The 23,828-nt window shown below is 65.4% G+C and carries 26 protein-coding genes and 1 riboswitch; of the genes, 12 read left to right on the forward strand and 14 right to left on the reverse strand.

Annotated features, from left to right (window positions below; all coding sequences use genetic code 11):
* Positions 1-142: 142 nt before the first annotated feature.
* Positions 143-1,342: a Fic family protein gene (locus tag A7U43_RS21900; RefSeq protein WP_197499891.1), complete on the forward strand. Its 1,200-nt coding sequence runs from the start codon at positions 143-145 to the stop codon at positions 1,340-1,342.
* A 199-nt stretch (positions 1,343-1,541) separates the two neighbouring features.
* On the opposite strand, the gene A7U43_RS21905 is transcribed toward A7U43_RS21900, so the two are convergent.
* Positions 1,542-3,170, reverse strand: coding sequence for a DUF6398 domain-containing protein (locus tag A7U43_RS21905; RefSeq protein WP_068003406.1), 1,629 nt, complete (start codon positions 3,168-3,170; stop codon positions 1,542-1,544).
* A gap of 10 nt (positions 3,171-3,180) precedes the next feature.
* Complete coding sequence (locus tag A7U43_RS21910; protein WP_067999351.1) at positions 3,181-4,152, reverse strand: metallophosphoesterase; 972 nt, start codon at positions 4,150-4,152, stop codon at positions 3,181-3,183.
* A 131-nt stretch (positions 4,153-4,283) separates the two neighbouring features.
* On the opposite strand from A7U43_RS21910, the gene A7U43_RS21915 reads away from it, so the two are divergent.
* The gene (locus A7U43_RS21915; RefSeq protein WP_067999352.1) at positions 4,284-5,285 is read left to right on the forward strand and encodes an ERCC4 domain-containing protein; all 1,002 of its coding nucleotides are present in this window, start codon (positions 4,284-4,286) and stop codon (positions 5,283-5,285) included.
* Positions 5,286-5,302: 17 nt separating this feature from the next.
* On the opposite strand, the gene A7U43_RS21920 is transcribed toward A7U43_RS21915, so the two are convergent.
* A complete protein-coding gene (locus A7U43_RS21920) occupies positions 5,303-5,704 on the reverse strand; it encodes a type II toxin-antitoxin system VapC family toxin (protein WP_067999354.1) in 402 nt (133 codons plus the stop codon).
* The gene (locus A7U43_RS21925; RefSeq protein ID WP_067999355.1) at positions 5,701-5,964 is read right to left on the reverse strand and encodes a type II toxin-antitoxin system VapB family antitoxin; all 264 of its coding nucleotides are present in this window, start codon (positions 5,962-5,964) and stop codon (positions 5,701-5,703) included. The genes A7U43_RS21920 and A7U43_RS21925 overlap by 4 nt, the downstream gene beginning before the upstream one ends.
* 106 nt (positions 5,965-6,070) lie before the next feature.
* Positions 6,071-6,178, forward strand: a riboswitch (SAM riboswitch).
* Here A7U43_RS21925 and A7U43_RS21930 point away from each other — a divergent pair.
* Positions 6,173-6,703: a hypothetical protein gene (locus A7U43_RS21930; RefSeq protein ID WP_231963379.1), complete on the forward strand. Its 531-nt coding sequence runs from the start codon at positions 6,173-6,175 to the stop codon at positions 6,701-6,703. It overlaps the preceding riboswitch by 6 nt.
* Here the strand turns inward: A7U43_RS21930 and A7U43_RS21935 are convergent.
* A complete protein-coding gene (locus A7U43_RS21935; protein ID WP_067999357.1) occupies positions 6,700-7,776 on the reverse strand; it encodes a fatty acid desaturase family protein in 1,077 nt (358 codons plus the stop codon). The genes A7U43_RS21930 and A7U43_RS21935 overlap by 4 nt on opposite strands.
* 235 nt (positions 7,777-8,011) lie before the next feature.
* Positions 8,012-9,208: an oxygenase MpaB family protein gene (locus A7U43_RS21940; protein ID WP_067999359.1), complete on the reverse strand. Its 1,197-nt coding sequence runs from the start codon at positions 9,206-9,208 to the stop codon at positions 8,012-8,014.
* Positions 9,209-9,265: 57 nt separating this feature from the next.
* Between A7U43_RS21940 and A7U43_RS21945 the strand changes: the two genes are divergently transcribed.
* Positions 9,266-9,889: a TetR/AcrR family transcriptional regulator gene (locus A7U43_RS21945; RefSeq protein ID WP_231963380.1), complete on the forward strand. Its 624-nt coding sequence runs from the start codon at positions 9,266-9,268 to the stop codon at positions 9,887-9,889.
* A 101-nt stretch (positions 9,890-9,990) separates the two neighbouring features.
* Here the strand turns inward: A7U43_RS21945 and A7U43_RS21950 are convergent, their stop codons facing one another.
* Both A7U43_RS21950 and A7U43_RS29830 read right to left on the reverse strand, forming a co-directional pair.
* On the reverse strand, positions 9,991-10,902 hold the full coding sequence (locus A7U43_RS21950; RefSeq protein WP_156525992.1) for a hypothetical protein: 912 nt from the start codon (positions 10,900-10,902) through the stop codon (positions 9,991-9,993).
* Positions 10,899-11,282 (reverse strand): hypothetical protein, encoded by a 384-nt coding sequence (locus A7U43_RS29830; RefSeq protein WP_156525993.1) that lies wholly within the window; start codon positions 11,280-11,282, stop codon positions 10,899-10,901. Before A7U43_RS29830 ends, A7U43_RS21950 begins: the two co-directional genes overlap by 4 nt.
* Before the next feature lie 156 nt (positions 11,283-11,438).
* Here A7U43_RS29830 and A7U43_RS21955 point away from each other — a divergent pair, with 156 nt between their 5' ends.
* Genes A7U43_RS21955 through A7U43_RS21965 form a run of 3 tightly spaced genes read left to right on the forward strand, consistent with a single transcriptional unit; the run spans position 11,439 to position 13,991 of the window.
* The gene (locus A7U43_RS21955; RefSeq protein ID WP_067999365.1) at positions 11,439-11,753 is read left to right on the forward strand and encodes a type VII secretion target; all 315 of its coding nucleotides are present in this window, start codon (positions 11,439-11,441) and stop codon (positions 11,751-11,753) included.
* Positions 11,754-11,768: 15 nt separating this feature from the next.
* The gene (locus A7U43_RS21960; RefSeq protein ID WP_082902459.1) at positions 11,769-13,505 is read left to right on the forward strand and encodes a TNT domain-containing protein; all 1,737 of its coding nucleotides are present in this window, start codon (positions 11,769-11,771) and stop codon (positions 13,503-13,505) included.
* Between the two features lie 60 nt (positions 13,506-13,565).
* Positions 13,566-13,991, forward strand: coding sequence for a hypothetical protein (locus A7U43_RS21965; protein WP_156525994.1), 426 nt, complete (start codon positions 13,566-13,568; stop codon positions 13,989-13,991).
* A 45-nt stretch (positions 13,992-14,036) separates the two neighbouring features.
* Here the strand turns inward: A7U43_RS21965 and A7U43_RS21970 are convergent, their stop codons facing one another.
* Positions 14,037-14,252, reverse strand: a complete 216-nt coding sequence (locus tag A7U43_RS21970; RefSeq protein WP_231963381.1) for a hypothetical protein — start codon at positions 14,250-14,252, stop codon at positions 14,037-14,039.
* 113 nt (positions 14,253-14,365) lie between these two features.
* Here A7U43_RS21970 and A7U43_RS21975 point away from each other — a divergent pair, with 113 nt between their 5' ends.
* On the forward strand, positions 14,366-14,650 hold the full coding sequence (locus tag A7U43_RS21975; RefSeq protein ID WP_067999371.1) for a hypothetical protein: 285 nt from the start codon (positions 14,366-14,368) through the stop codon (positions 14,648-14,650).
* 236 nt (positions 14,651-14,886) lie between these two features.
* Positions 14,887-16,221, forward strand: coding sequence for an HNH endonuclease signature motif containing protein (locus A7U43_RS21980; protein ID WP_231963382.1), 1,335 nt, complete (start codon positions 14,887-14,889; stop codon positions 16,219-16,221).
* 124 nt (positions 16,222-16,345) lie between these two features.
* Here A7U43_RS21980 and A7U43_RS21985 read toward each other — a convergent pair whose 3' ends face one another.
* From A7U43_RS21985 to A7U43_RS22005, 5 genes are all read right to left on the reverse strand, one after another.
* Complete coding sequence (locus A7U43_RS21985) at positions 16,346-17,290, reverse strand: DUF732 domain-containing protein (protein ID WP_068003414.1); 945 nt, start codon at positions 17,288-17,290, stop codon at positions 16,346-16,348.
* 11 nt (positions 17,291-17,301) lie between these two features.
* Entirely contained in the window at positions 17,302-18,411 is a 1,110-nt protein-coding gene (locus A7U43_RS21990; protein WP_067999374.1) for a zinc ribbon domain-containing protein, read from the reverse strand.
* 94 nt (positions 18,412-18,505) lie between these two features.
* On the reverse strand, positions 18,506-18,823 hold the full coding sequence (locus A7U43_RS21995) for a hypothetical protein (protein ID WP_067999375.1): 318 nt from the start codon (positions 18,821-18,823) through the stop codon (positions 18,506-18,508).
* Positions 18,824-18,891: 68 nt separating this feature from the next.
* Positions 18,892-19,110, reverse strand: coding sequence for a hypothetical protein (locus A7U43_RS22000; RefSeq protein ID WP_067999377.1), 219 nt, complete (start codon positions 19,108-19,110; stop codon positions 18,892-18,894).
* Between the two features lie 372 nt (positions 19,111-19,482).
* Positions 19,483-20,967: an APC family permease gene (locus A7U43_RS22005; RefSeq protein ID WP_067999379.1), complete on the reverse strand. Its 1,485-nt coding sequence runs from the start codon at positions 20,965-20,967 to the stop codon at positions 19,483-19,485.
* Between the two features lie 138 nt (positions 20,968-21,105).
* Here A7U43_RS22005 and A7U43_RS22010 point away from each other — a divergent pair, with 138 nt between their 5' ends.
* The 3 genes from A7U43_RS22010 to A7U43_RS22020 all read left to right on the forward strand — a co-directional run bounded on the left by A7U43_RS22010 (position 21,106) and on the right by A7U43_RS22020 (position 23,822).
* Positions 21,106-21,837, forward strand: coding sequence for a FadR/GntR family transcriptional regulator (locus A7U43_RS22010; protein ID WP_068003417.1), 732 nt, complete (start codon positions 21,106-21,108; stop codon positions 21,835-21,837).
* Positions 21,834-22,526, forward strand: a complete 693-nt coding sequence (locus A7U43_RS22015) for a cache domain-containing protein (RefSeq protein ID WP_067999381.1) — start codon at positions 21,834-21,836, stop codon at positions 22,524-22,526. Before A7U43_RS22010 ends, A7U43_RS22015 begins: the two co-directional genes overlap by 4 nt.
* 99 nt (positions 22,527-22,625) lie before the next feature.
* Positions 22,626-23,822 (forward strand): cytochrome P450, encoded by a 1,197-nt coding sequence (locus tag A7U43_RS22020; protein WP_067999383.1) that lies wholly within the window; start codon positions 22,626-22,628, stop codon positions 23,820-23,822.
* Positions 23,823-23,828 lie beyond the last annotated feature (6 nt).

A 23,828-nucleotide genomic window follows, 5' to 3' on the forward strand; every position in this document is an offset into this window, starting at 1 on the left:
AGCGTAAAGAGTCCGGCCGACAACGCCGTGTTGCGCATCGCCAGATAGGCCGTCTTCACGGACGACCTTGCAGCCCGAGAATCGATCGTTTAGTGACATGACCGAGCCAACAATGTCACTGAAGTGCCTATAGAGTGACATTGTGGACCTGTCCATGTTCGTAAATGACCACACGGGATCTCTGGTGCAGATCTCCGGGACCGACCCACGGACCGGCGACTGGCACCACCGCGCATTCGTCCCCGCACCGCTACCCACGACGATGCCCGCATTTTCGAACAACACATTCCTCGTCGTGGCGGCCGCGCGCGCCGCGCTGGCGGCATTGGACAGCACTGCCCGACAGTTGCCGAATCCGACCATGCTGAGAACGCCGGCGCTGCGCAGGGAGGCGCAGAGCACCTCAGCCCTGGAAGGGACGTACGCGCCACTGGCCTCGGTATTCACCGCCGACGAGGACGAACCCGCGTCCACCGAACTGGTCGAGATCCTCAATTACGTACGCATGGCAGATCATGGGTTCAGCTGGGTCGCCGACGGACGACCCGTCACCGTGGCGATGCTCGAACACCTACAGGGCGAGTTGATGCGCGGCACACCGCTGGCACATCACTCGGGGACCATCCGAGCCACCCAAGTTGTCATCGGGCGACGCGCCGACGCCGGCGAGCAGATACCGTCCGTGCATGCGGCGCGGTTCATCCCACCGCCACCGGGCGACCACCTGATGTCCGGGCTGCGCGATCTCATCAGCTGGCTGCAAGATGATCACTCCGACACCATCGACCCTGTCGTCGCCGCAGCGATGTCGCACTACCAGTTCGAAACACTGCATCCATTCCACGACGGCAACGGCCGGCTCGGTCGACTGCTGATCGTGCTGCACCTTCTGCAGATGAAAGTCCTCAGTGAGCCGACACTGACCGTCTCGCCATGGTTCGAGGCCAGACGCACCGAGTACTACGCACATTTGCTTGCGGTCAGCACGGACGGCGATTGGGATCGGTTCGTGAGCTTTTTCGCCGCGGGATTACGCGAAGCGGCCGACAGTACCCGCGAACAAATGCTCAAACTCGTTGCCGTCCAAGCCGATCTCAAGGAGACCGTTCGGGCATCACGGCTTCGCGCTGACAGCGCGCACGCGTTGGTCGACTTTGCCATTGCCAATCCGTCCTTTTCCGTGCGCAAAGTCGAAGCCGATCTCGGAATTTCCTATGGGCGGGCCAACAAGCTGGTGGGCCAGCTGGTCGAGTTGGGGATTCTCGACGTCCTCGATCCGGATGCGTACAAACGCCGGTTCTATGCGCCCCGGGTGCTCGACGTTCTGACCGCAGGAACCTGATGCCGCTCTGCGCCGAGGCTTCTGGGCGCACTGCTGTCGGCAATGGGATGGAACATCGCCAGGCTGGTGCAGAGGTCGACATCACTCGTCGGCGCTGGTCAGCCGCGGTAAATCTGGGCCCTCCGTATAGATCCGTATACTTCCGGGTCATCTATACCAACCTATACGCGGGGTAAACCACTTTACCTATGGACGGGCCCTACTCCTGCCGCAACCGGTCCCGGGCGGCAATCAGCGACTCCCGCTGGCTCGACACCAGGTACTCCGGTGAGCCGTACTGCACGTGGTACCCGTTTCCGGGGAATCCCGCGGCTCGCAGGAACGTGCCACCACGCTGCGATGGGGAGGACTTGATGCCGAAGTGCTCGACAATGTGGCTGGACCTCACCGGAGATCCGAAGTCGAATAACCCGTTGCCCTTACCCGCAATCCACACCACCGCCGCAGCCGCGGTCACCGTGCTGGCCCGCCGACGAAACGCCTCCGGAGCGCGGCGCGCCACCCGAGCCAACACCCGCCGGCAAACCGTGCGGTACTCGACGTTTAGCAGCTCAGCGCAACAGCGGTCGGCGGCATCGAGCACCGCGCTCACCGTTGCGGCGATGTCCTCGGGGATGTCCGACCAGTCGAACTCTTCGTCCGGCAGCGGCTGGGTATCGAGCCGATCCAGTTCCTCCTTACCTCCGACCGCATCCGCCACGCTCTGCAATTCCCAATCATGCCAATCGGAATCGGAGAAGCCGGCAGAACTACTGTCGATTGCCCGCAGATACCCGGGAACCTGCGCGATGACCGCGTCGAGTGTTTCGGCGGTCAGCTCCGGTGAGATCCCGACCTCATCGTGGGCGAACCTGATGAACGCCCGGGCCAACTCCGGAGCCAGCGCAAGATACCCGAAGGGCGCCATCACCTTTCGCGGAAGCCAGTCGGCGAACAGGATCTCCACCCGCTGCGCACTCCACCGCATCGGGTCGCCGGACCCGTAGTCGATGGCGTACCACAGCAGCGACTCCAGCAGACCTCGGTGGTCGTCGTTGTACAATCTCACCCCGTGCGGCGACGCAAAGAACCGCTGCGCCAGATGGTTCCGATCCTGCGGCGGCCATTCGGGCCGGACATACCCGGTGCCGCCCTCGGGCAGCCCGGCGGTCAGCCACTGGACAAGAAGCCGACTGGCCGGCCATGTCTCGGATTCCAGCGGCGGATAGAACATCGACCCCAGCGTGATACCACCGTCGATCCAGGCACGGGCATCGGCCAGGTCGATATCGTCGAAGCTGAACCCCTGGCCGTCGGTCTCCCGGACGAAGTCACCCACCACCTTCCCGATCGGCACCGGCACGATGAACGCGTCCTTGACCGCGCCGCCCATGTGCTGGTCGATGAACACCACCGCGGTGAGCTCGTGGCCGCCGGGAAGCCGCACCCCGAGGATGATGTCATCGCCGTCGCCGAGGACATGGCTCATCCTGACCGCGCGGTAGGTTACCGTGTCGGAAAGCTCTGTCAGATAACGCGGTTCGACCGGCTGCCGATCGGCCAGCGCACGCCGGATCCGGGCTCGCAGCAGATCGTTGTCGCCCAGCAGCACGGCCAGGACCGACAACAGTACCGTCGTCTCGGGTTCGTCGACGTCGATGAAGCTGCCGATGATCTCATCGCGCTGCGGGCCCGGCCCCTCGTCGAGCGGGTGGCGCTGCGGGTCGATGACGCACATCAAGGTGCTGACCAAGGACAGCAGGGCCACCGGACTCGGGCCAGCGACAGCCTCCCGGATTCCGGCCAACAGATCGGGTTCCTCGCGTCTGCTGCGGGTACGTCGGGCCATATCCGTCACCCTAATGCGCGGACCGAGCGCCCACCTGCACGTAATTCTCCACTGCGATCCGCTGCTCCCCCGACCACCGGTATGCCGTCAATGACCCGCCCTTGACCGCGCTGAAGTCCACACACGCGGAGTACTCGGTCCAGTCGTGCAGGTGTCGCGGCGAACCCTGTCGCCAGTAGTGCCCGTAGAACACCGGCACCGGATCGCCGTACACGTGCGACCGCTCCACCTCGACAGCCGGCAGCGCCGGGTACGGCTTCTTGTCTTCGGTGGTGAAGGTGCTGCTGATCTCGGCGAGGTCGGCCAGCGTCGTCGCCGCCCCGTTCCACCACCGCAGCCGGGCCTGCTCACGCGAATGCCCGTCCTTGTCCAGATACGGTGGCTGGCCGTGGTCGACCAGGCTGATCTCCGGGCCTTTGAGCAGCGTCTCCACCGCCACATACATTGGGTCACCCTTCGTCGACATCCTGACCAATTGCTCGTCTGTGCCGATCCGGTCATCCCCCAATACCGCCATCGACTCGGCATGCCAGCAGGCGTGCACCACCCGGATACCGCCGAGGTCCAGCCACAGCGGCTGGGTCCGGAACCAGGCCAGGTACTCGGCCCGCGCTTCCCCGGTCACCTGGCGCAGGAACTCGGCGTGCTGTTTCTCGTTCTTCGCCGACCACGGATGGTCGGGATCGTCGTGCGGGCGCAGATACTTCCCCGACCCGGCCGGCCACTCGGTGGCGTACGCCAGCGCGTTGAATTCGTGGTTGCCCAACACCATTCGCGCGCTGCCGGCGTCGGCCATCGCCTTGACGATCTGCAGCACCCGCAGCTGATCGGGCCCGCGGTCGATCAGGTCGCCGACGAACACCGCCGTCCGTTCCGGGTGCCGGTAGACCCCGTCATCCACCGTGTAGCCCATCTGCGCCAGCAGCGCCTCGAGATCGTCGGCGCAGCCGTGGATATCGCCGATCACGTCATAACCGGACATGGTTACCTCCTCTATAGGGACGGCATGCCGACCGCCGCGCACCGGAGAAGCCGGCGGGCAGGTCTGGAATCTGATCTCAGGATATCGCGGGCTTCCGACATGTCCGACGATCCTCCCGGCACACTGAGCAGATGTCCGAGTTGCTGATCGCGCGGAATCCGGTCGAGGACTCCCGGCTGCGTTATCTGCTGCGCATCCCTCACGCGGGGGGCGACCTGGTGTTCCGGACGTCTGACACCTGGCCGCGAGTCAAGGCGCTGTATTGCCATCCGGTCAGCCTCGCCGAGTGGCCGGACGACGCGGAGATCGTCGAGCGGCATCCGCTGCGGTCCTGCGAGCGTCGCGGTGCGTCGATCGATGTGATTCTGCAGCGCGCCCGCGAGAACCGCTCCCAACTGGTGTTCACCTCGGCCCGTGGCCGCGACGTCGTGTTCTGGCAGTCGCCCCGTACCCGCAAGCAGGCCCGTCCCAACGTGCGCACGCCGACCGCCCGCGCCCAGGGCATCGAGCAGTTGGCGATCCTCGTCGACAGCCACGAGCGCTATGCCTACCGGTTCGCGGGCCAGCAGGTGTCCACCGAGACCTGTGCGTTGCCGTGCGGCGACTACGGATTGAACGTCGACGGGCAGCTGGTGGCCAGTGTCGAGCGCAAATCGCTGGCCGATCTGGTGAGCAGCCTGATCAACGGTCGGCTGCGCTTTCAGGTCGCCGATCTGGCCGCGTTGCCGCGGGCGGCGGTCGTCGTCGAGGACCGCTATTCGCAGGTGTTCAAACTGGATTGGATTCGACCGGCAGTGGTGGCCGACGGGCTGGCCGAACTTCAGGTCCGCTGGCCGAGTGTGCCGATCGTGTTCTGCGAGACCCGCCCGCTGGCCGAAGAGTGGACCTACCGGTTCCTGGCCGCCGCGCACACCTGGGCGGTCACGGAAAGCGCTGCACTAGAGCGCATCTCGGCGGCGCGGGTCGACATCGCCACTCCGGCTGCAGCAACCGACGGTCCGACGACCGCCGACGTGCGCGCCTGGGCGCGGTCGGCGGGGCTGCCGGTGCCCGACCGCGGGAAATTGCGGCCCGAGGTGTGGCAGGCATGGCGTGATGCGCATCCGGACGCGGGGCCGGACGACGGTCGCTGATCTGCTGCGCCGGTTGGTCACGGCAGTTGGATGGCTGACGTGACGTCGGTGAAACCGAAGTCATCGCCGACGTACAGCACCGACTCGCCGGTCACGTCTGCCAATCCGTAGGTGTAACAGTCGCCGAGATTGAGCCCGGCACGATGACCGCTACCTCGCCCGAAATCTCGATAGGCGCGTGCGGCACTGGTGGCCTGCTTCCCGTCGAAGGGAACCGTTCTGATCCCCAGTCGCTCGATCAGGCGCTCGACCCTCCGGTAGTCCTCGGGAGTCAGTCGTCGTACCAACACCGCGGCGATCTCGACTCGCGAGGCCGCAGACACTTGTGGGTCGGTCGCATCCAATATTGCCTCGACGAGCCTGTCACGCTCAGGCTCGTTGAGCACGATCGCGACGATTGCACTGGTATCGACGATCACAATGGCAGCCCGTGGTCGTCGTACAGCCGATCCTGGGCGCCGCGGATCTCCTGCTTCTGAGCGTCGGTCAACGATTGGTCCAGCTCTGCCAGAAGACTGTCGATTCGCGCCCGGCGCGCCGGGCCGCCTTGGCCGACCTCGAATTCGGCCAGCTTTGCGCGAACAGCCTCTTCGACGGCGCTCGTCTGACTGAGCCCCGTACGCCGCGCGAGTTCCCGCACCAGCTCCACCGTCCGCTCGTTCTTGATATTCAGACCCATGGTAGAAGTCTAGCCCGATACGGTAGAAAGGGTCGATATTGTATTCCATCGTCACCGCGGCTGGCGCCTCGCCTACATGTCGGACCGGATCCGTACCCTGAACTCAGCTCACGAGCGGACGACTGTTCGGGTACCTGGCCCGTCGTCCCGGCAACCGCGCCCCACCGCACGGTGCCCCAGGGGAAGAGCCGGCACGACAGTGCAAGCGGTGGACGTCCGGACGTGGCGCCGCCAGAACGGCGAGACGATGACCGACTACCCCACCCAACCTGACCACGCGCTGCGCGAACGCATCACTGAACTCTCGGTGCACATCCCGTGCAGCACCCTGCGCGGGCCGATCAACCAGCGGCTGTGGCAGTCCTGCCGGCATGAGGACACACCGGCGCGCTGGGGTGTGGACGTGTCGCGGCTGCACGACCTGTGCATCGTCTGCTTCCGCGGCACCGCCGGCGGCACCTCGCGGTGGTCGTGGCTGGCCTGCGAGCACTGCCGGGCGGTCAACGATCAGCACGGTCGGCCGCTGCCGCTGGGCCGGCACACCCTGATGAACCGGCAGTCCGTCGAAGACGCCATCGGCGGGGACTGGCGCCTCAACGCCTGGAAGGAGCACGAATACCGGCTACTGGCACTGCGATTCGCCCCCGACGCCGACGTGCCGCTACGGGAGTGGCAGCAAGCCTGGCCGCCGAGTGTGATGGCCTCGCGGGAAGCGTTCGCGCGACTGACCGGCCTTTAACCGCGGAAGCGGTCCGGCACCGCCAGTTCGTGCACGATGCGCTGCGTCCGGAACAACTGCAGCGCAAGCGGTCCGGTGTTGTAGGGCAGATCGTACTTCTCGCACAGTTGCCGCACCCGGACGCTGACCTCGGGCAGTCGGTTGCTCGGCAGGTCCGGGAACAGGTGGTGCTCGATCTGGTAGCACAGGTGCCCACCGGAGATCTCGCCGAGCCGGTTCACCTCGAAGTTGGCGGTGCCGAGCATCTGACGCAGGTACCACTCGCCGCGGGTCTCGTCCTCGACCACGGCGGGGTCGAAAGTCTCGGCGCCGCCGGGGATGTGCCCGCAGATGATGTTCACGTACACCCACAGGTTGCGGACGATGTTGGCGGTGAAGTTGGCCGCCAGGGTGCGCCGCCACCGACGCAGGCTCAGGGCCGGGAAGAACAGGTAGTCCTTGCCCATCTGACGGGCGATCTTGTTGCGCAGCTTGCGCTTCTGCTCGGCGACCGCCCCGGGAGTGGCGTCGTTGTTCTGCTCGGCGCGGATGCCGTGCACGGCGATACCCCACTCGAAGGTGGCGGCCAGCACCAGGTTTCGCAGCGGGGTGAGCAGGTGGGCGCGGCGCCACGGCTGATCGGTGGTGACCCGCAGCCACCGGTAGCCGATATCGTCGTCCATGCCGAGCACGTTGTTGTAGACGTGATGCCGATAGTTGTGCGAGTGGCGCCACTGCGCGGAGTATCCGACCATGTCCCACTCCCAGGTGTTGGAGTGGATCTCCGGGTCGTTCATCCAGTCCCATTGGCCGTGGGAGATGTTGTGGCCGAGTTCCATGTTCTCGAGCGACTTCGCATAGGCCAGCGCCGCGGTGCCCAGCAGCCAGCCCTTCTTGGACCGGGTGCCGGCGATCACCAGCCGGGCCGCGACGTCGAGGGCGCGCTGGACGTGGATCACCCGCCGGATGTAGGCGGCGTCCTTGGCTCCGAGCGAGTCCTCGATGTCCTGGCGGATGACGTCGAGTTCGTAGGCGATCTCTTCGACGTCCGCGCTACTGAGATGCAGGTAGCTGGGAACATCGGCGATCGCCATCAAGGTGTCCTCGGGTGGGTGCGGGATGAAGAGCGGCGCAATCCACCGCGAGCGTCAGACCGCAGCTTAGAGGCTGCGGCTGAACGGCGAGTAATCGAGGTTCGCCGTCCAGGCGAAATGCCGGTGCGGACGTGCTGTGCGGCCACCCCGTGACTGCGCTCGGACTCAGCATCAACGTGCAGGAACGCTGGTCGACGACTCGGCGATGCACCCCGCGGACTTGCTGAGAGCGTGTTCAGGATCCCGCCGGGTGCCCACCATGATCGGGCGCCGCATCCACCAGGTCGTGCGCCATGCCGTAGCGCTTGCGCTGCTGCGCCATCACCTGCGGAATGCCGGCCTGCGCCCGCCAGGTGCGCCAATCGTTGACGCCGGGCACCGCGCCGAGCACCCGGTTCACTCCCCCGATCACCGGGCTGACCACGGCGGGCAGATGCTTCAACACCGTGTCCGGCACCCCCAGCTTCGCCGCGGCCTCATCACCGAGGAATGCGCGCGTCAGCCCGTTGACCACCGCCACACCCAACCCGTGCCCACCCACCGGCAGCAGGTCGGCGATCTCGACCGCCAGGTAGTCGTGAGTCAGCGCACGCACGAAGTCCCGATCGCCGTCATCCGGGTTGCTCCCGGTCAGTGCGTACAACTCCTCAATGCGCACATGGTCGGCCTCGCACGTCGGATTGAGCCCAGGGCCAACACCATTGAGAAATCCTACGTAGCGCCAGAAGTGGAAGATGTCGTCCAGCTCGGCAGCGGTGTACCGCACGCCGAGCTGACGCATCGCCGTCAACGCAATGTTCCCGAACTCGACGATGGTGAACGCCATGAAGCTCTGCGCGATCGGCGCACCCCAGGCTTCCGAGTCCCACGAACCACTGTCCCACAGCGATTTCCGCACAAACGCATGGATCAACCGCACCCGCAACGTCGTCGCGAAGCCAGCACCCTGACGTCGCAACCCACCGGGCGTCAGGATCGTCTCCATCCATGACCCGACCTCCAGTGAACGCACCGCGGCTTGGCTGGTGTAGCGGTTGGTGACCACCAGCGGCATGCCGGCGACCTGGTTCATCGCACCCTTGGCCAACGACGCTGCGCCGAGCACGATCCCGTAGGACGCCATGTGCCGCACCAGGTGTCCGGCAGCCCTGTCCAACGCCGCACGGTCCAGCCACGCGGGCTCGGTATCGACCTCGGCGAAGAGGTCCCGCAACGCCGCCGGCGCGTCGGGTACCGCGTCGATCCCCTCGGCCAGCGCCGTCCGGAACATCGCCATGCCCGTACCCCTGGGCAGCTCAGCGAACGCCGCCACCGCCGCATCGGCCAGCGGGTCGGCGGCATACACGCCGTCCACCCAGTCCTGGCCGGCCGGCCTGTACCGCTGCACGGCAATATCGGCCTTCGGAACAGCGGTTTCACTGGCAATACTCATGCCTCCATGCAAACATGAGAATTCCTCACTTACTACTCACCTTTAGACGAGACGAGAATGGCCACCAAAGCTCGATCCCGGCCCCAGCAGCAAAGGGCCCGCGAGATGCGCCGCCGACTGCTCGACGCCGCCCTGCAGTTGATCACCAAACGCGGCATCCAGGCGCTCACGACCCAGGCCATCGCGGACACCGCGCACGTCAGCATCGGCACTGTGTACCGGTATTTTCCGGACCGCGCCGGCATCCTCGCCGAGCTCGTCGACGAGGCCACCCGCGACATCTCCTTCGAACTCGTGCGCGGGGTCAGCGCCGCCATGGACCGCGACGTCCCCGATGCCGCCCACATCGTGGTCGACACCCTCACCACCGCCTACGAGAAGCACGCACCGATCCTGCACGCGGCGCTGAACTCCTCATCTTTCGACATCCCCGCCTACCTCAATCACACCGCGATGGACGAGATCGAACGCAGCCTGCTGCCACTCGGAAATGCCATCCCGAGCCGTTCCCGACCTGACCTCGACGCCAAGCAGCTGCAGGATCTGGTGTTCGTCACGATGGGCGTGACCTCGAGTGCCTGCCTCCGCATCGCGCTGCAACGCCCACCCGGCTCGGACCGCGACGCCATGGTCGCGCTGACCGCCAGGATGCTCGCGGCTGCGCTCACGCCGCCCCCCTGAATCGGCAACCAATCGTCGAATACCACCCGGCACTCGGTCACGTTGTTGGCGTGGCGCGGTCTCGCGGAGTAGCGAAAAGCGCCAATCAAACCGCACGAAAGTCATTCCGCGTCAATAACTTCCGGTCGGCTCACCTCGATCACCTCACCTTTGATGGCCCAGTTTCGGCCAACTGGCGCCGCAGCGAGCAACTCGCCCGCCACACACCAATGATCTGAGGGGTCCCACTTGACACCGTCACGGTAGGCGGCTGCGAGCTTCGGCACGCTGCCGAGAACCCCACGGCGCTGATCCAACAAGTACTGCTCGATCGATGTTGTATCGACCGAAACGGTTGTGGAGATCCGCTTGGCAACTTCACCCAAGTTCGTTGTGTCGGAATGAGACTGAAACGCAGTGATCACCCCGTCGAAGATCCCTTTCACCAATCCACCCCACACGGGCTGTGTTCCCTGCGGCGGGCGGACGTGGACTCTGACCGCGAACGTCGTATCCGGCAGGCGCCGCACCGTCGCAACCTCTGCCTCTGCGCTTGAGAGCGCGAGCCAAACTTGGGCCGGTTTCTTCTCGCCACTAAAAGCACCCAAGTCGGTCCAATCGAACGACGCGAGCGTCCGGCCGCCCCGCCAGTGAGCAAACGAGCTCGACCGGGAAACCAGCGAATACCGATAACAGAACGGATAGGCGGTCCCATCCGGGGCCGGAGGCACCGCGGAGCCGTGCTCGAAGCGGATTCCATTGCGTCCCGCAGTTCGAAACGAGCCAATGTTGTAGAGCACGATGTTCTCGATGTCTGCGTTCGGCAGCTTCGAGCCGAAAAAGCTGGCCTCCAGTACCTGGTCACCCGACGGCACCAACAGGTCGCACCGACTCCGAATCTCGTCTCGAAGACGAGCTTGCCATTCGGGCAGCCCACCAAAGCGGATGTAGTCATCAGCCCAAACCTCAACGACCGAGCGGCCACTCGATGGACCGTTGACAACGGAACGCCGCTCGGGCGCCGACGCTGTCACAGCTCCGGCCTGGTATCGAAACCGGATTTGACCGTGCCGCTCCTGTCCGAACCGAATCCGGCGAAGTTCTGTCCGGGGTCGCCCTGTGAGATGCCGCCAGCCGGGCCACAGATCCCGCACGCCGCGACTGATTGCCCTACCTCGCCGATTGCCCATTGCTGTAGTTCGGCGACACGTTCAGAGCACACCTTCACGTACGGTCCGGTCCATGTTCCGCCACGCGCTGGCCGACCGGAAATCGTTCGGCAGCCCGCATGATGCACGCGCGCGTAGGGCGCGGTGTATTTGCGCGGAATGTTGATAACAAACCCATCCGGATGCTCGGCGATCCACGCCAGGTAGCCACCATCGTCGTTACGAAATTCAACAATCCCCGCCATAGGCGCACATTCTGCCGCCCGGCACCGACAGCGACATTGTGTTCGGGCGGCGGATGACCTGTGCGTTGTCGATCCCGCGCTCCGGAATTAGTGCATTTGGGTGATCACGCGCGGCGGTAATCTGACAAGGCAGACGTATAACGGGGAGGACGTGGGGTGCCCGAGCAAGCCGAGCCGCTGAAGGTTGATCCGACTGAGTTGGTGCTCGCCGCCGGTCAGCTCGACGGCCAGGCCGGCGGCTTCAGGACGGCACATCAGTCCGCACATGCACGGGCGAGCCACGCGGCACTGGGCGCCGGCTCGTCCGCTGCCGCTCTGCCTGGAATGCTGGCTTCCTGGGAAAGCGACGGCATCCGCTACGACCGACAATTCACCTCACTCTCCGAAAAGCATCGTGCCGCTGCCGCGAAGTACGCGGCGACGGACGACCGGGAGTCTGAAGACATCGACAACGCAGGCTCCGCGCTCTGAGGTGACTGCGTGTCGATGACACTCAGGGAGCTCAGAGAATGGGTTCCCGAAATAGCCGACCTGGCGGGATCTACGCGCGACGCGGCGGCCAACCACACCTCCTCAGCGGACTTCTACCGGTCATTGGCCAGCGCGTCTACCTGGGAAGGTGACGGCGGCAGCGCGGCCCGAGCAGCCATGGTGGCCAGCGCAACCGACCACAGCGACACAGTTGACAATCTCACCACCGCCGCAACGGGCATGGACATCGCACACCAGCAAGCTGAGGCAATCGCCACAACGATCACCGGCATCTTGAACGACGCGGCGGCATCACCTGCCGTGCTTGTCGACGAGACCACCAACCAGGTGATCCCGCCCGACGTCTCCTACCTCGACGACGAGACCGCTGCCCAGGTCGCCGCAAAGGTTGCGGACCTACAGGCTCGTATCGCCGACGTACTCGCCGACGGCGAACAGGTCGACGCTGACCTTGCAAGCGCTATCGGCACAGCCACCGGCGTCCCGGCGCCAGCACAGCCTGCCACGTCGCTACAGGACTTACTACTCCCGAAGGCCGGAAGTCCCGCGCAACCATCTGCGCGCAGCCAATCAGACTCTGCACCAAATGATCTTGGCGAAGCGCTCGCCCAAGTAGCCGGACAACCCAGCGACCAACCCATCACGCCTCCCGCGCCGCCTCCGTTGGATCCCGTGAAAGTGGAGCAGTTCAAGGCGCTCGCGAGGCAGGAAATGCAACGTGCTGGAGTGCCGGCCGATCAGATCGAGGCACGACTCGATGCGATGGTTGCAGCAGCACAGCGACCGCTTCCGCGCTACGTCCCGCCCAAGCCTGAAGCGATGCCACCTCCGGGGTTCGGTGAGGGCTTCGCCGACCGGTGGTTTGAGACCGAGCAGGGAATCAAGGAACTCATGGGGCAAGGCGGCCCCGGTGCTCCCGGAGTGCTGGAGTCATGGCGCGAGCTCGCCGTAAGTACGCACGACCAACTCACCAACCCGTTCGGCGCGGCCGTGGACGAGATCCAACATGCACTGAACTCTCCCAGTGCTGCCTACTATCTGGGCGAGAAGGCGGCCGACGGCGCCGTCGCCACGCCAGGTTTGATCTTCGGCGGTGAAGGCGCTCTTATCGCACGGGCGGGAGCGCTTGACGGACCAGGGATCCCCGACGATCTGATCGACGGGCCGGCTCCGACAAGTTCATTCGATACCCCGACTCCCCTTCATGGCGACTCTTCGCCGTTCATCGGTGATAGTCACAGCCCCGACGCGCCAACGCCGAGCCCGTCGGTACCGCATCCATTACCCGCGGATTCGCCGATATTCGACGGCTATGAGCCGACGCCACCCGGTCCGCAGTTCACGAATCCCGACGGCGGGCTTTTCTACCCCGATGACTCCCTGCCCGACAAGCCCTATGCGATACAAGGCACTGTCATCGACAACGCCCAGTTACCTGCGGGCACCGCAATCGATCGCTTTGGCTATCCGGGCGGGGCGTATCTGTCACCGGATGGCGTGCCCTTTGCGGAGCGCGCTCTACCGCCTGACAGCGCCACCAAACCATACTTCCAGTACGTCGTCGCGGACCCATCTAAGCTCCCACCGGGATGGCGTATCGAGGAATCTCAGGTAGCGCCCTGGTTCCATCAGCCCGGAGGCGGCACGCAGTACCGCATCATCGCGCCAGGCAGCGAGAGGCCATCGACGCAAGCGTTGGTCGACTCGGGCTTCTTGAGAGAGGTCGGATAACAAATGTCGAACTTCACACGGCTAACGGAGCAGTGGATCAAATGGACACGGCTGTCAGGTATGACCGACGTATCTGTATCCGAGGCCGACGAAGATTGCCTCATCCGATTCAAGTCCGCGGATGAATCATTCTTCCTTAGGCGAGAAGGCACCTGGTGGGTAATCGACGAGGTTGACGATCGCGGCAAACGCTACGACGATACGGCGAGATTCTCTACCTTTGAACTGGCGGAAAAGTACTTGATTTGGACGTGGGGTTCGGTGGCGCGCAGTGTCCTCCGCGCTGAGCAGCTCGGCGTGCGCCTCAACTCACTTGGAATGGCGCCCGGCGTAAGAGTCGAGCCCACCGATCGGGAGTATGTGGTGGAACTGCATGCCGCTACCGGAGTCGCAATCCTGCCATTATCGAGGGCGACGATCGCGAGCCACTGGATGACCTTGTCCATCGAAGAGGTCGAGCAGATGCTTGAAGCAGGTCTTGGCTGACACAGCGCGCACCGCAGGGCCCGCGCGTCAAGGTACGACTGCGGGCTACGGGCACTCCTCGGAATCGATCCGCACCACACCGAAGTCGATCTTGGTGCTCACGGTGAACGTGCCACCCGGCGCCGGCGTCGAGCTGCATACCTGCCAGTTGCGGTCGCTCATCTGCGCACGATCCTGACCGGTGAGGTCGGTCGAACTGCTGAACCAAACCTGCCCGCCGCTCACCGACTGGATCGCGTCCTGCGCACCCTGCAGGTCCATGCCAATCAGGTTCGGCATAGTCCAGGACGGCTCCGCCGACGCAGGCGGGGCTCATCGCGATCGCAACACCGACCAATGCCGCCACCACAACAAGATTTCTCATCGATTTCTCCTTGGCTCTGAACTTCTCATCTTTCGACATCCCCGCCTACCTCAATCACACCGCGATGGACGAGATCGAACGCAGCCTGCTGCCACTGGGCAGCGCCATCCCCGGTCGCGCCCGACCGGACCTCGACGCCGATCAACTGCAGGATCTGGTGTTCGTCACGATGGGTGTCACCTCGAGCGCCTGCCTGCGCATCGCGCTGCAGCGACCAACCGGCTCGGACCGCGACGCCATGGTCGCGCTGACCGCCAGGATGTTGGCGGCCGCGCTGACGCCGGATCCGAGTTGACCCTGATCTGTTTCGCCACAGACGTGTCGCCACCTGGCCACCGGAACCGCGACTGAAATCCTGATACATAAACCCTTGCGCAGGTTGCATTTCCGGCATATACTCGAACACAAGTTCGAATGCGACGGGGCTCCCATCTTCACCCGGTGAGCTTCAGACCGCGACTACGGTCGCCGCCAGGTTCGACTGCCCCTTCGGGGTCCAGTCGGGCTGTATTGACTGATCGTGCGCTGTGCGTGCCTTCTGTGAAAGTCGGTATCCCCATGGACGCCACCTATCTCAATAACGTCATCGATGGGCTCATCGACGACCTCACCCCGGCAGCCGTCCCGGAGGACGGTGCCGATCGGCTGTTATGTCATCTTCTGGAATCTCCGCGCCGGATCGTGGATGAACCGGCGTTGCTCGCGGTATTGAGTGCCGCGGTCACGTTGCGCAACCTGGTCGATCATGTGATCGCCCAGGCCGTCGCAGCCGCAGAACGGGCCGGCATCCCGGCCCGCAAGCACCTGAGCACCGGCGCGGACCTACTCGCCCAACTGGGGATGTCGCCGGGTGCGACGTGGCGGGCGGTGCGGGTCGGACGCGCAGCACACTCCCTGCCGGCGCTGACTCAGCAGCAGCGCCTCGGTGCGGTCGGGATCGAATTCGCCGACGCCGTAGGCAAGGGAGTCACTCACATCACCGAACGGGTCCCCTTGTCCGACAACGACCGCACGAACATCGTGACGAAGTTGATGATCGAGACCACCCCGTCGGATGTGGCCAGGAAGGCTCGCACGATCGCCATCGACAAGGCCGCCGCGGCACCCTCGTCCGAGGATGTCGTACCGGTCGCGGAGAACACCGACCTCAACGACATGACACTGGCCGTAAACGGCGAAGGACGTATCACCGGCACCCTGGACCTCGATGCGCTCACCGGCGAAGAACTTATCGCAGCGCTCGATCCGTTGTGCCGGCCCGTACCGCTACCCGACGGATCAGCGGACCCCCGCCCGGTCGGGCGGCGTCGCGCGGAGGCGTTCGGGCAGATCATGCGGACCTACCTGTCGAATTCGCAGCGCCCAATGTCGGGAGGTGTGCTCCCGCACGTCACTGTGATCCGGCCCGCCGAACACGGCGTGGACACACTGGGATTCGGCGGGCCCGTCAGTGCCGCCACCGCCGAACTCATCGCCTGTGACAGCACTCTGACTTCGGTGATCGTCGACCACTCGGGCGTACCCCTGGATGTGGGGCGCAGCGAACGGCTCTTCCCGCCCCATATCCGTAAAGGGTTGGCGGTCCGTGATGGTGGTTGCGCGCACCCCGGCTGCGGGCGACCGGTGTCCTGGTGCGATGCCCACCACATCCGACCGTGGGAACACGGCGGAACCACCTGCCTCGACAACGGAGTACTCCTCTGCCGGCTCCACCACACCGCCATCCACCACGGCGGCTGGCAGGTCTACCTCGGCGCAGACCGGCATCCCTGGTTTATCCCGCCCCACCAGCCCGGTGAAGCAGAACCTGCGCACCTGCGATCCCACGCACGGCGCACCATGACCGATCTGCCCGCCGCCGCATAGCTTCAGCATCAGCTTCACGGAACCTTGAAAACTACACAGAGAACGCACACGCGGCGGGAACCGGCGAAGATCACGGCGCCGGACCCGCCACGATGAATCCTGCCGTGACCCACGGGCCTGCCAACTAGCCTCCGCCGAGCACCAACGACACACCGTTGGATTTCAGTTCGGCGAACGAGAAGCTGAGTTCACCGCGTCGCCCTACATTCACGACGTAGCGATCCTGCCCTTCCGTGATCTCAAAGGTGATCCCGAAAGTGCACATGTACCGACCGCCTCGCCCCTGCTCCAGGTAAGTCGTCGTCAGGATCTCGCCCTTGCCGTTCTTGACGGTGACGGGCGTGCCGGCGTTGACGTCGCTGTAACCGCCCGTTCCTTCGCAATCAGACCCGTCGACATCGATCGACGGCGAGTAGGTGCTCGGCGAGTCGTCGTTGAGGGTGAAACTACCGGTGATCGTCGCGGTCTCGAGGACGTGAAACCCTTCACTGAACTCCGGGCAGAAGTGCTGCACCGCAATCTCATCGGCGGGCATTCCTTGCTGCGCAGCACCCGCGCTCAGTTGGCGGCAGACCTGCTTGCCGTGGGCCACCGCGTTGGCATCCGAATTGAATTCGCCCGAGTAGTCGGACTGCTTCAGGGCTTTGAGATACTCCTCATCAGGGTTGACCTGCTCGTGGTTCAGATACAGGTACGCACCGACACCTGCAGCAGCGAGCACCACCATCGCCATCACCGACGACGCCACCAGCCACATTCGGCGTCGACTGCTGGTTTCCTTCTGCACCGGACGTGAATCAGACTCGGCAACAGCGCCTTCCAGCTGTTGCTTTCCGATCGGGTCGAGCGTCTCGCCACCGCCGTCGCGAGTCAGGTCTGTCGGCTGCCCACCGACGAAATAGCGGCCTTCGTGCCGTCCGGTCGGGTCAGGCCGCCACCCGGTGTCACTGGCCTCGCTGACGACGGGGACCGCCGCCTCATGCCAGGTGTCGCCCACCTTGACGGCGCCGCACGATCCGCACCGCGAGTAGTCGCTGAGCGCGGCCCCGCAGAACACACAGAATCCCATGGTCGCGTCACTCACTTTCGGTACACCGTGGTGCGCTCCGGGCCGAACATGGAGCTGATGAACTTGGCGAAGCAGTCGTCGACCCCGAAGTCCTGTTCGTCGCACCACTGGTTGGCGTTCTCGGGGAAGGTCCACGAAGGCCCGACCACGGTCACCCACCAATCGGTGTCGCTGAAGGTCGACCACTGACCCGAGTACACGAGGCGAGCCTGGCCGAATCGCTGCCGAAAGTTGAGATGATCGCGCAGCACGTCGGCGTCGGTCAGCGCCCGGCCGTCGACCACCAGACCGGCCCGCTTCGAACTGACCTGCGGTACCCATCGGTTGAACGCATTGCTTCGCAGATCGGCAAAGTCGGCGTCCCGCAACTCCCCGAGAACCGCCTTGGCCACACCGTCCACGCTCCCGTGTTCTGGATCCGCGGGTCCGACAGCGACCAGCTCCTCGGCGCCCGACTTCGAAGCAACCGGCGTCGCTGTGCGGTCTTCTGACCGATGCGCAGTGAGCGTCGGTTTGCCACCCACCATGTCGGGAGTCCTCCAGTACATCCCGTGCGGAAACACCAGCGTGCGGTGGTCCGGCACGCCGGCCTTCATCTCGACCGGCGATGCCGAGAAATCGAACTCGCCTGCCGCGATATCTCGTTGGCCGTCTGCCACCGTCACCCGGACCGCCTTGCCCGCTTCGACGTCACCGCCGGCGCATCCCGAGAAGAAGGCTGCACCGATCTTGATCCCCTCGGCCGTCATATCGAACGACTCAGTCTCCAGAATGGGTGGCTCCGTACACACAGCCTGCGTGGGTGCGGCGGGCGGCGTGCCGGCACCGAATCCCCCAGAATCCGGACTGGCTTCATCCCCCGGCGACCTGGTGAACAGCACCGCTGCGGTCACACCGGCGACCGTCGCCACCACCGCGGCAATGACTCCGACGATCAACCCGAGCCGCCGTGTGGATTGGGCCGTGCCGTCCTCGCGCGAGTCCTCATCGGCCGGAAACGGCACCACACCGATCGGTGACCCGCACAGACTGCAGAACCTGTACGCCGGTGAGTTCACGTGCCCCTGCGGACAGAGCACCGTCCCCGACGAGTCACCCGCCCGACTCCACGCGTCTGTCATTGCCTTATCCCCCTACAACAACCTGGGGACAAACTACGCTGACCTCGGAGTACGTGCACGGGATTGCATTCACCCGTTCGTTTGCCAGACCGCCCTACGGACACTCCTCGGAGTCGATCCGCACCACACCGAAGTCGATGTTGGTGCTCACCGTGAACGTGGCACCCGGCGCCGGGGTCGAGCTGCATACCTGCCAGTTGCGGTCGCTCATCTGCGCACGATCCTGACCGGTGAGGTCGGTCGAACTGCTGAACCACATCTGCCCGCCGCTGACCGACTGGATCGCGTCCTGCGCACCCTGCAGGTCCATTCCGATCAGATTCGGCATGGTCCACGACGGTTCCGCCGTCGCAGCCGGGCTCATCGAGATCGCCACACCAACCATCGCCGCGGCCATCGCAACACTTTTCATCTCAATCTCCTTGGCTTGAAGTAGCCGGACATCGTCGCATCCGGTACCGACAAGACCATGGCAGAGCCCTAGGAGAGCTCGAAGCCGAACCGCTCTAGAGACGCGAGCGGCGCAGATTCGCGGCTTTCAACGGCGACGAACACCCACGTTCTTCCTCGGTCGTCGGTGCGGGTGGCATAGCCATGCTCGACGCCGATGGTGCCCACGTCACTGGTTGCCGCCGCGGGATCTTCGTACACACCGACCAGAACGCCATCTCGCCCTGGCAGAGTGATGCACAGCGCCACCGGGTCTGCCCCAGGAAGCCAAGAGTTCGGCGACGCATCCCCGACAGACGGGCTGCCGCAGGCCGCGGTCAACCACGCGACGCCGTCGCGTGTCTCAAAGGGCGACTCCGGCTCGGTCGGTTCGGCGACTCCCGAAGACGTCGACGGTGGGGCAACCGGGTCGTCGGTTGCACAACCCGCGAGCACCGAAACAACACCAAGAAGCCCTACGCCCCGCCAAGTGACTGCCATGCCATACATCCTGCACTCAGGGCGCGACTCACTCGCACTTCTGCGCCATCACCGCAGAGCCAAGCGGAAATAGTCAATGTCGCTCAGAGGCGGGCAACTAGATACCCAAAAATTTTCCGCGCGCGGCGGGGGCGACCGGAATCAGCGCCGGCCCGAAGGGATCGCATCGCTGTACGGCGCGGTACTCCGACCAGCCACCGGGTGAACCACCATGTACACCAACCCGATTCCGATCACCACGACCGCCGAGAGCGCGACGATCCAGTTGTCGTACCACGCCGCATCCGGGGTCCGCGGCCACGCCATGTTCACCATCGCGATCACGCCGTACGCCAGTGCCGCGACGTTCACCGGCAACCCCCAGCGCCCCAACGAGTATTTCCCGGACGGCACCCAGCCCTTCAGCCGGGCCCGCAACGCCGCCAGCACCACCATCTGGAACGCGATGTAGATGCCCAGCGCGGCGAAGCTGATGATCTTGGTGATGGCATCGGTGGAGAACCGCGACCCGATCACGATGACCGCCGGCACCACCGCCGCGATCACCAGCGCGTAGGGCGGCACATGCCGGGTCGCCGAGAACTTCGAAAGCAGAGACGATCCCATGATCATTCCGTCGCGCCCGTACGAGTAGGCCAGCCGGCTCGCCGCGGCCTGCAGGCTCATCGCGCACGACAGGAACGAGATCAGCACGACCACCAGAATGACCTTGGATCCGACCGGGCCGAACGCCTCGCCCAGCACCGTGCTCACCGGGTCGGTGTCCTCACCGGCGATCACCGCCGGAATATCGGCCACCGCGAGGATCAGCGCCAAGCAGACGAAAGTGGCTGCGGCGCCACCGATGTAAATGGTGCGGCGCATCGCCTTGGGGATCAGCCGCCCCGGGTCGGGCACCTCCTCGGCGACATCGCCGCACGCCTCGAAGCCGTAGTACTGGTAGATGCCGATCAGTGCCGCCGCCGCGAACGCGAAGAGGTAGTTGCCGTCACCACCGGTGCCGAAGCTGTCGAACAGCACCCCGAGGTTGTGCTCGCGGTGCGCGATCAGCAGCCAGCCGCCGACCACCAGCGCGCCGATGATCTCGGCGACGAAGCCGATGATCGCCGCCTTGGCAAGGACTTTCGTGCCCAGGAAGTTGATCACCGTCGCCACCGCGATCAACAACAACGCGAACAGGATGATGTTGTCGGTGGTGGCTTCGATACCGAAGACGGCGGCGACGAACGGCCCGCCGCCGTAGGTGACCGAGGCGATGGTGACCAGCAGCGCCACCAGGTACACCCACCCGGTCATCCACGCATACCGTCTCCCCCACAGTCGGCGCGCCCACGGGTACACCCCGCCGGCCACCGGGAACTGCGCGACGATCTCGCTGAACACCAGCGCAACCAGCAGCTGGCCCACACCGACGATCAGAAAGCTCCAGATCATCGGCGGCCCACCGGTGGCCAACGCGAACGCGAACAGCGTGTACACGCCGACGACCGGCGACAGATAGGTGAACCCGAGGCTGAAGTTCGCCCACGGGCTCATATCGCGCTTGAACTCCGACTTGTATCCCAGCGAGTCGAGGTGTGCGGCGTCGTCGTCGGGGCGAGAAGTCGGTGGCGTGGCAGTGGTCATGAGCCTGCTCTCCTTCGGGCAAGAACCGAGTGAGCGAAAAACTACAGTCCTATTGTTTAACTCGCTACCGGAACGGCAGAATTCGTTCTCGATCCGGTACATTTCGACGTCAGGCCAACGGGGAGGGAGGCAGCAGTGGTGTCCTCGCTGTCCCCCCTGGTCGCCCCCGACGCGCCGGTCGGCCGCGCCGACGAGATCGTGCAGCGCATCACCGAGGCCATCCACCTCGGCCTGCTCGACGACGGTGAACGCCTCCCCGTCGAAGTCGACCTCGCCGCCCAGTTCGGCGTCGCCCCCATGACCGTCCGCGAGGCCCTGGCCACGCTGCGCGAACAGCATCTCGTCGAGACCCGGCGCGGCCGCAGCGGTGGCTCCTTCGTCCGGCGTCCCGAGGGCCCGCCGGTCGACCAGCTGACCGAACGCCTGGCCGCGATGAGCGCCTCGGACCTGCGTGACCTGTTCGACGAGCACACGGCCATCGCCGGCCAGGCCGCGAAACTCGCCGCCGAACGCGCCGCCCCCTACGCGGTCCGCCGACTGTTCGCGCTCACCGATCAGCTCGGCGCGGCCGCCACCCTGGGCGACCGGATCCGCGCCGACAGCCGCTTCCAGATCCAGGTGGCCGTCGCCTCCCAGTCCGCGCGACTGGCCCGGCGCGCAGCCAACCTGCAGGCCGAACTCGCCGGACTCATCTGGCTGCCCATCGGTCCCGACATCGACGTCGCCGCCTACGTCGACACCCAGCACGCCATCGCCGCGGCGGTCGCCGCCGAGAACGCCGCCGAAGCGCGCCGACTCGCCGAAGACCACGCGATGAGTCAGCTCCCCCGATTGACCACCGTGAACATGGATCTGGCCGGGCAATCATGACCGCACAGCAGTTGGCCGCCGAAGCCTCGCGGGCCGTCGAGCCGTTCTATCGGCTACTCGACGCCGTCGCCGAGGAAGTGCTGCGCAGCCGCCCGCCGCGCGCGGCCCTCACCGAGACCCACTTCTCCGGGTTACAACGCCTGCTCGCCGGACTGCTCGCCGAAGAACACGGCATCTGGGGCATGGGCTTCGTCGCCGCACCGTCAGTCGTCGAGGGCCGCGAACGCTATATGGCGTGGTGGCAGCGGCACAACGAACGGGTCGCCCGGCTGCGGTTGAACTTCGACCCGACCAGCATCGACGTCTACGACTACCTGCAGATGGACTGGTACCAGCTCGCCCAGCGCGGCCAGCAGCGCGTCGCCTATGGCCCGTATGTCGACTACAGCGGCTCGGACATGTACACCATCACCGCGACCATCCCTGTGATCGCCGACGGCATCTTCCTCGGCGTGGCCGGCGCCGATCTGGTGGTCGGCGATGTCGAACGCCGGCTCATCGAGGTGCTGCGCCACACCGACGAGGACGCCGTCGTGGTCAACACCGAGCGCCGCGTGATCGCCGCGAACACCCCGCGCTGGCTGGTCGGCTCCCGGCTCGACACCGTCCCGACCGTCGGCGAAACATTCGCCGACGTCGCGGAATTGCCGCTCGGCACCGGCTGGTGCCTGGCTATAGCTCGGCGCTGAACAAGCGGTTACCCAGACGTAACTCCCAGCCCTTGACATTAACCCTCTACTTCTAGAGTCTTTAAGGGCATCCGGTCACGCACCCTGGAGGTTGTCCCGATGTCGCCCCTCGACCTCGTTCCCCACTTCGATGTCGCCGATCCGGAATTCTCGCTGACCTCGGCCGAAGTCCACGAGGCCCGCGAGCGCAGCTGGTACGCCACCACCCCCTACGGCATCGCCGTGCTGCGCTACGCCGAGATGAACAAGCTGCTCAAGAGCCGCCAACTCCGCCAGGGCAGCATCGCCTGGCCCGCGCACAACGGTGTCACCGAGGGCCCCTTCGCCCGATGGTGGGCCAGCTGGCTGCTCAACAAGGAGGGCGAAGAACACCGCCGGCTGCGCCGCCTCATGACACCGGCCTTCACCCAGCAGCTCATCGCCGGGCAGGTGCCCCGATTCCAGGCGCTGGCAGGCGAACTCGTCGACGCCTTCGCCGCACCCGACCGCTGTGAGTTCATGGCCGAGTTCGCCGAGCCCTATTCCGCGCGGGTCACCGCCATCATGCTCGGCACCCCCGAGCAGGACTGGCGCCTCCTCGCCAGGGAGTCCACCACCCTCGGGCTGGCCATGGCGGTCACGCTCAAAGACGACCTACCCCGCATCGAGGCCGCCCTGGCCCGCCTCTATGACTACTGCGACGCCCAGATCGCCGACCGTCGCGCACACCCACGCGAGGATTTCGTCACCGCGTTCGTCAACGCCGCCGACCCCGAGGACGGCCGACTCTCCGACGACGAGTTGCGCGACGGCCTGACGATGCTGATCTTCGCCGCCTTCGACACCACCCGCAACCAGCTCGGCCTGGCCATGCAGACCTTCCTGGCGCACCCCGACCAGTGGCGCCTGCTCGGCGAGCGGCCCGACCTGGGCGGCAAGGCCGTCGAGGAGGTGATGCGCCTGAACCCCACCACCCGCTGGGTGACCCGCGAGGTCATCGAGGACTTCGAGTACGAGGGCGTGGCACTCAAGGCCGGCACCACCGTGCACCTCTACACCGAAGCCGCCGGCACCGACCCACGCGTCTACACCCCCGGCCTGGACATCACCGCGGAACGCAAGCCGCACTTCGGGTTCGGCGGCGGCCTGCACTACTGCCTGGGCCACTTCGTGGCCCGCGCCGATATGAGCGAGGCGCTGCCGCTGCTGGCCCGGCGGATGATCGACCCTCACGAACTGCCCGGCGCCACCTGGCTTCCCGACTCCGGCAACACCGGGCCCGTCACCCTGCCCATCGGCTTCACCCCAGCCCCCTGAGATCAG

Origin of the sequence: Mycobacterium adipatum, from assembly GCF_001644575.1 — a bacterium.
GTDB classification, from domain to species: domain Bacteria; phylum Actinomycetota; class Actinomycetes; order Mycobacteriales; family Mycobacteriaceae; genus Mycobacterium; species Mycobacterium adipatum.

Excerpts from the sequence above, each read along its gene's own strand:
- A7U43_RS21905 (WP_068003406.1), bottom strand. The coding sequence starts at position 3,170 with ATGGCCCGACGTACCCGCAGCAGACGCGAGGAACCCGATCTGTTGGCC.
- A7U43_RS21910 (WP_067999351.1), bottom strand. The coding sequence starts at position 4,152 with ATGTCCGGTTATGACGTGATCGGCGATATCCACGGCTGCGCCGACGAT.
- A7U43_RS21915 (WP_067999352.1), top strand. The coding sequence starts at position 4,284 with ATGTCCGAGTTGCTGATCGCGCGGAATCCGGTCGAGGACTCCCGGCTG.
- A7U43_RS21925 (WP_067999355.1), bottom strand. The coding sequence starts at position 5,964 with ATGGGTCTGAATATCAAGAACGAGCGGACGGTGGAGCTGGTGCGGGAA.
- A7U43_RS21935 (WP_067999357.1), bottom strand. The coding sequence starts at position 7,776 with ATGGCGATCGCCGATGTTCCCAGCTACCTGCATCTCAGTAGCGCGGAC.
- A7U43_RS21940 (WP_067999359.1), bottom strand. The coding sequence starts at position 9,208 with ATGAGTATTGCCAGTGAAACCGCTGTTCCGAAGGCCGATATTGCCGTG.
- A7U43_RS21945 (WP_231963380.1), top strand. The coding sequence starts at position 9,266 with ATGGCCACCAAAGCTCGATCCCGGCCCCAGCAGCAAAGGGCCCGCGAG.
- A7U43_RS29830 (WP_156525993.1), bottom strand. The coding sequence starts at position 11,282 with ATGGCGGGGATTGTTGAATTTCGTAACGACGATGGTGGCTACCTGGCG.
- A7U43_RS21960 (WP_082902459.1), top strand. The coding sequence starts at position 11,769 with ATGACACTCAGGGAGCTCAGAGAATGGGTTCCCGAAATAGCCGACCTG.
- A7U43_RS21965 (WP_156525994.1), top strand. The coding sequence starts at position 13,566 with ATGACCGACGTATCTGTATCCGAGGCCGACGAAGATTGCCTCATCCGA.
- A7U43_RS21970 (WP_231963381.1), bottom strand. The coding sequence starts at position 14,252 with ATGGACCTGCAGGGTGCGCAGGACGCGATCCAGTCGGTGAGCGGCGGG.
- A7U43_RS21985 (WP_068003414.1), bottom strand. The coding sequence starts at position 17,290 with ATGGGATTCTGTGTGTTCTGCGGGGCCGCGCTCAGCGACTACTCGCGG.
- A7U43_RS21990 (WP_067999374.1), bottom strand. The coding sequence starts at position 18,411 with ATGACAGACGCGTGGAGTCGGGCGGGTGACTCGTCGGGGACGGTGCTC.
- A7U43_RS21995 (WP_067999375.1), bottom strand. The coding sequence starts at position 18,823 with ATGAAAAGTGTTGCGATGGCCGCGGCGATGGTTGGTGTGGCGATCTCG.
- A7U43_RS22005 (WP_067999379.1), bottom strand. The coding sequence starts at position 20,967 with ATGACCACTGCCACGCCACCGACTTCTCGCCCCGACGACGACGCCGCA.
- A7U43_RS22015 (WP_067999381.1), top strand. The coding sequence starts at position 21,834 with ATGACCGCACAGCAGTTGGCCGCCGAAGCCTCGCGGGCCGTCGAGCCG.
- A7U43_RS22020 (WP_067999383.1), top strand. The coding sequence starts at position 22,626 with ATGTCGCCCCTCGACCTCGTTCCCCACTTCGATGTCGCCGATCCGGAA.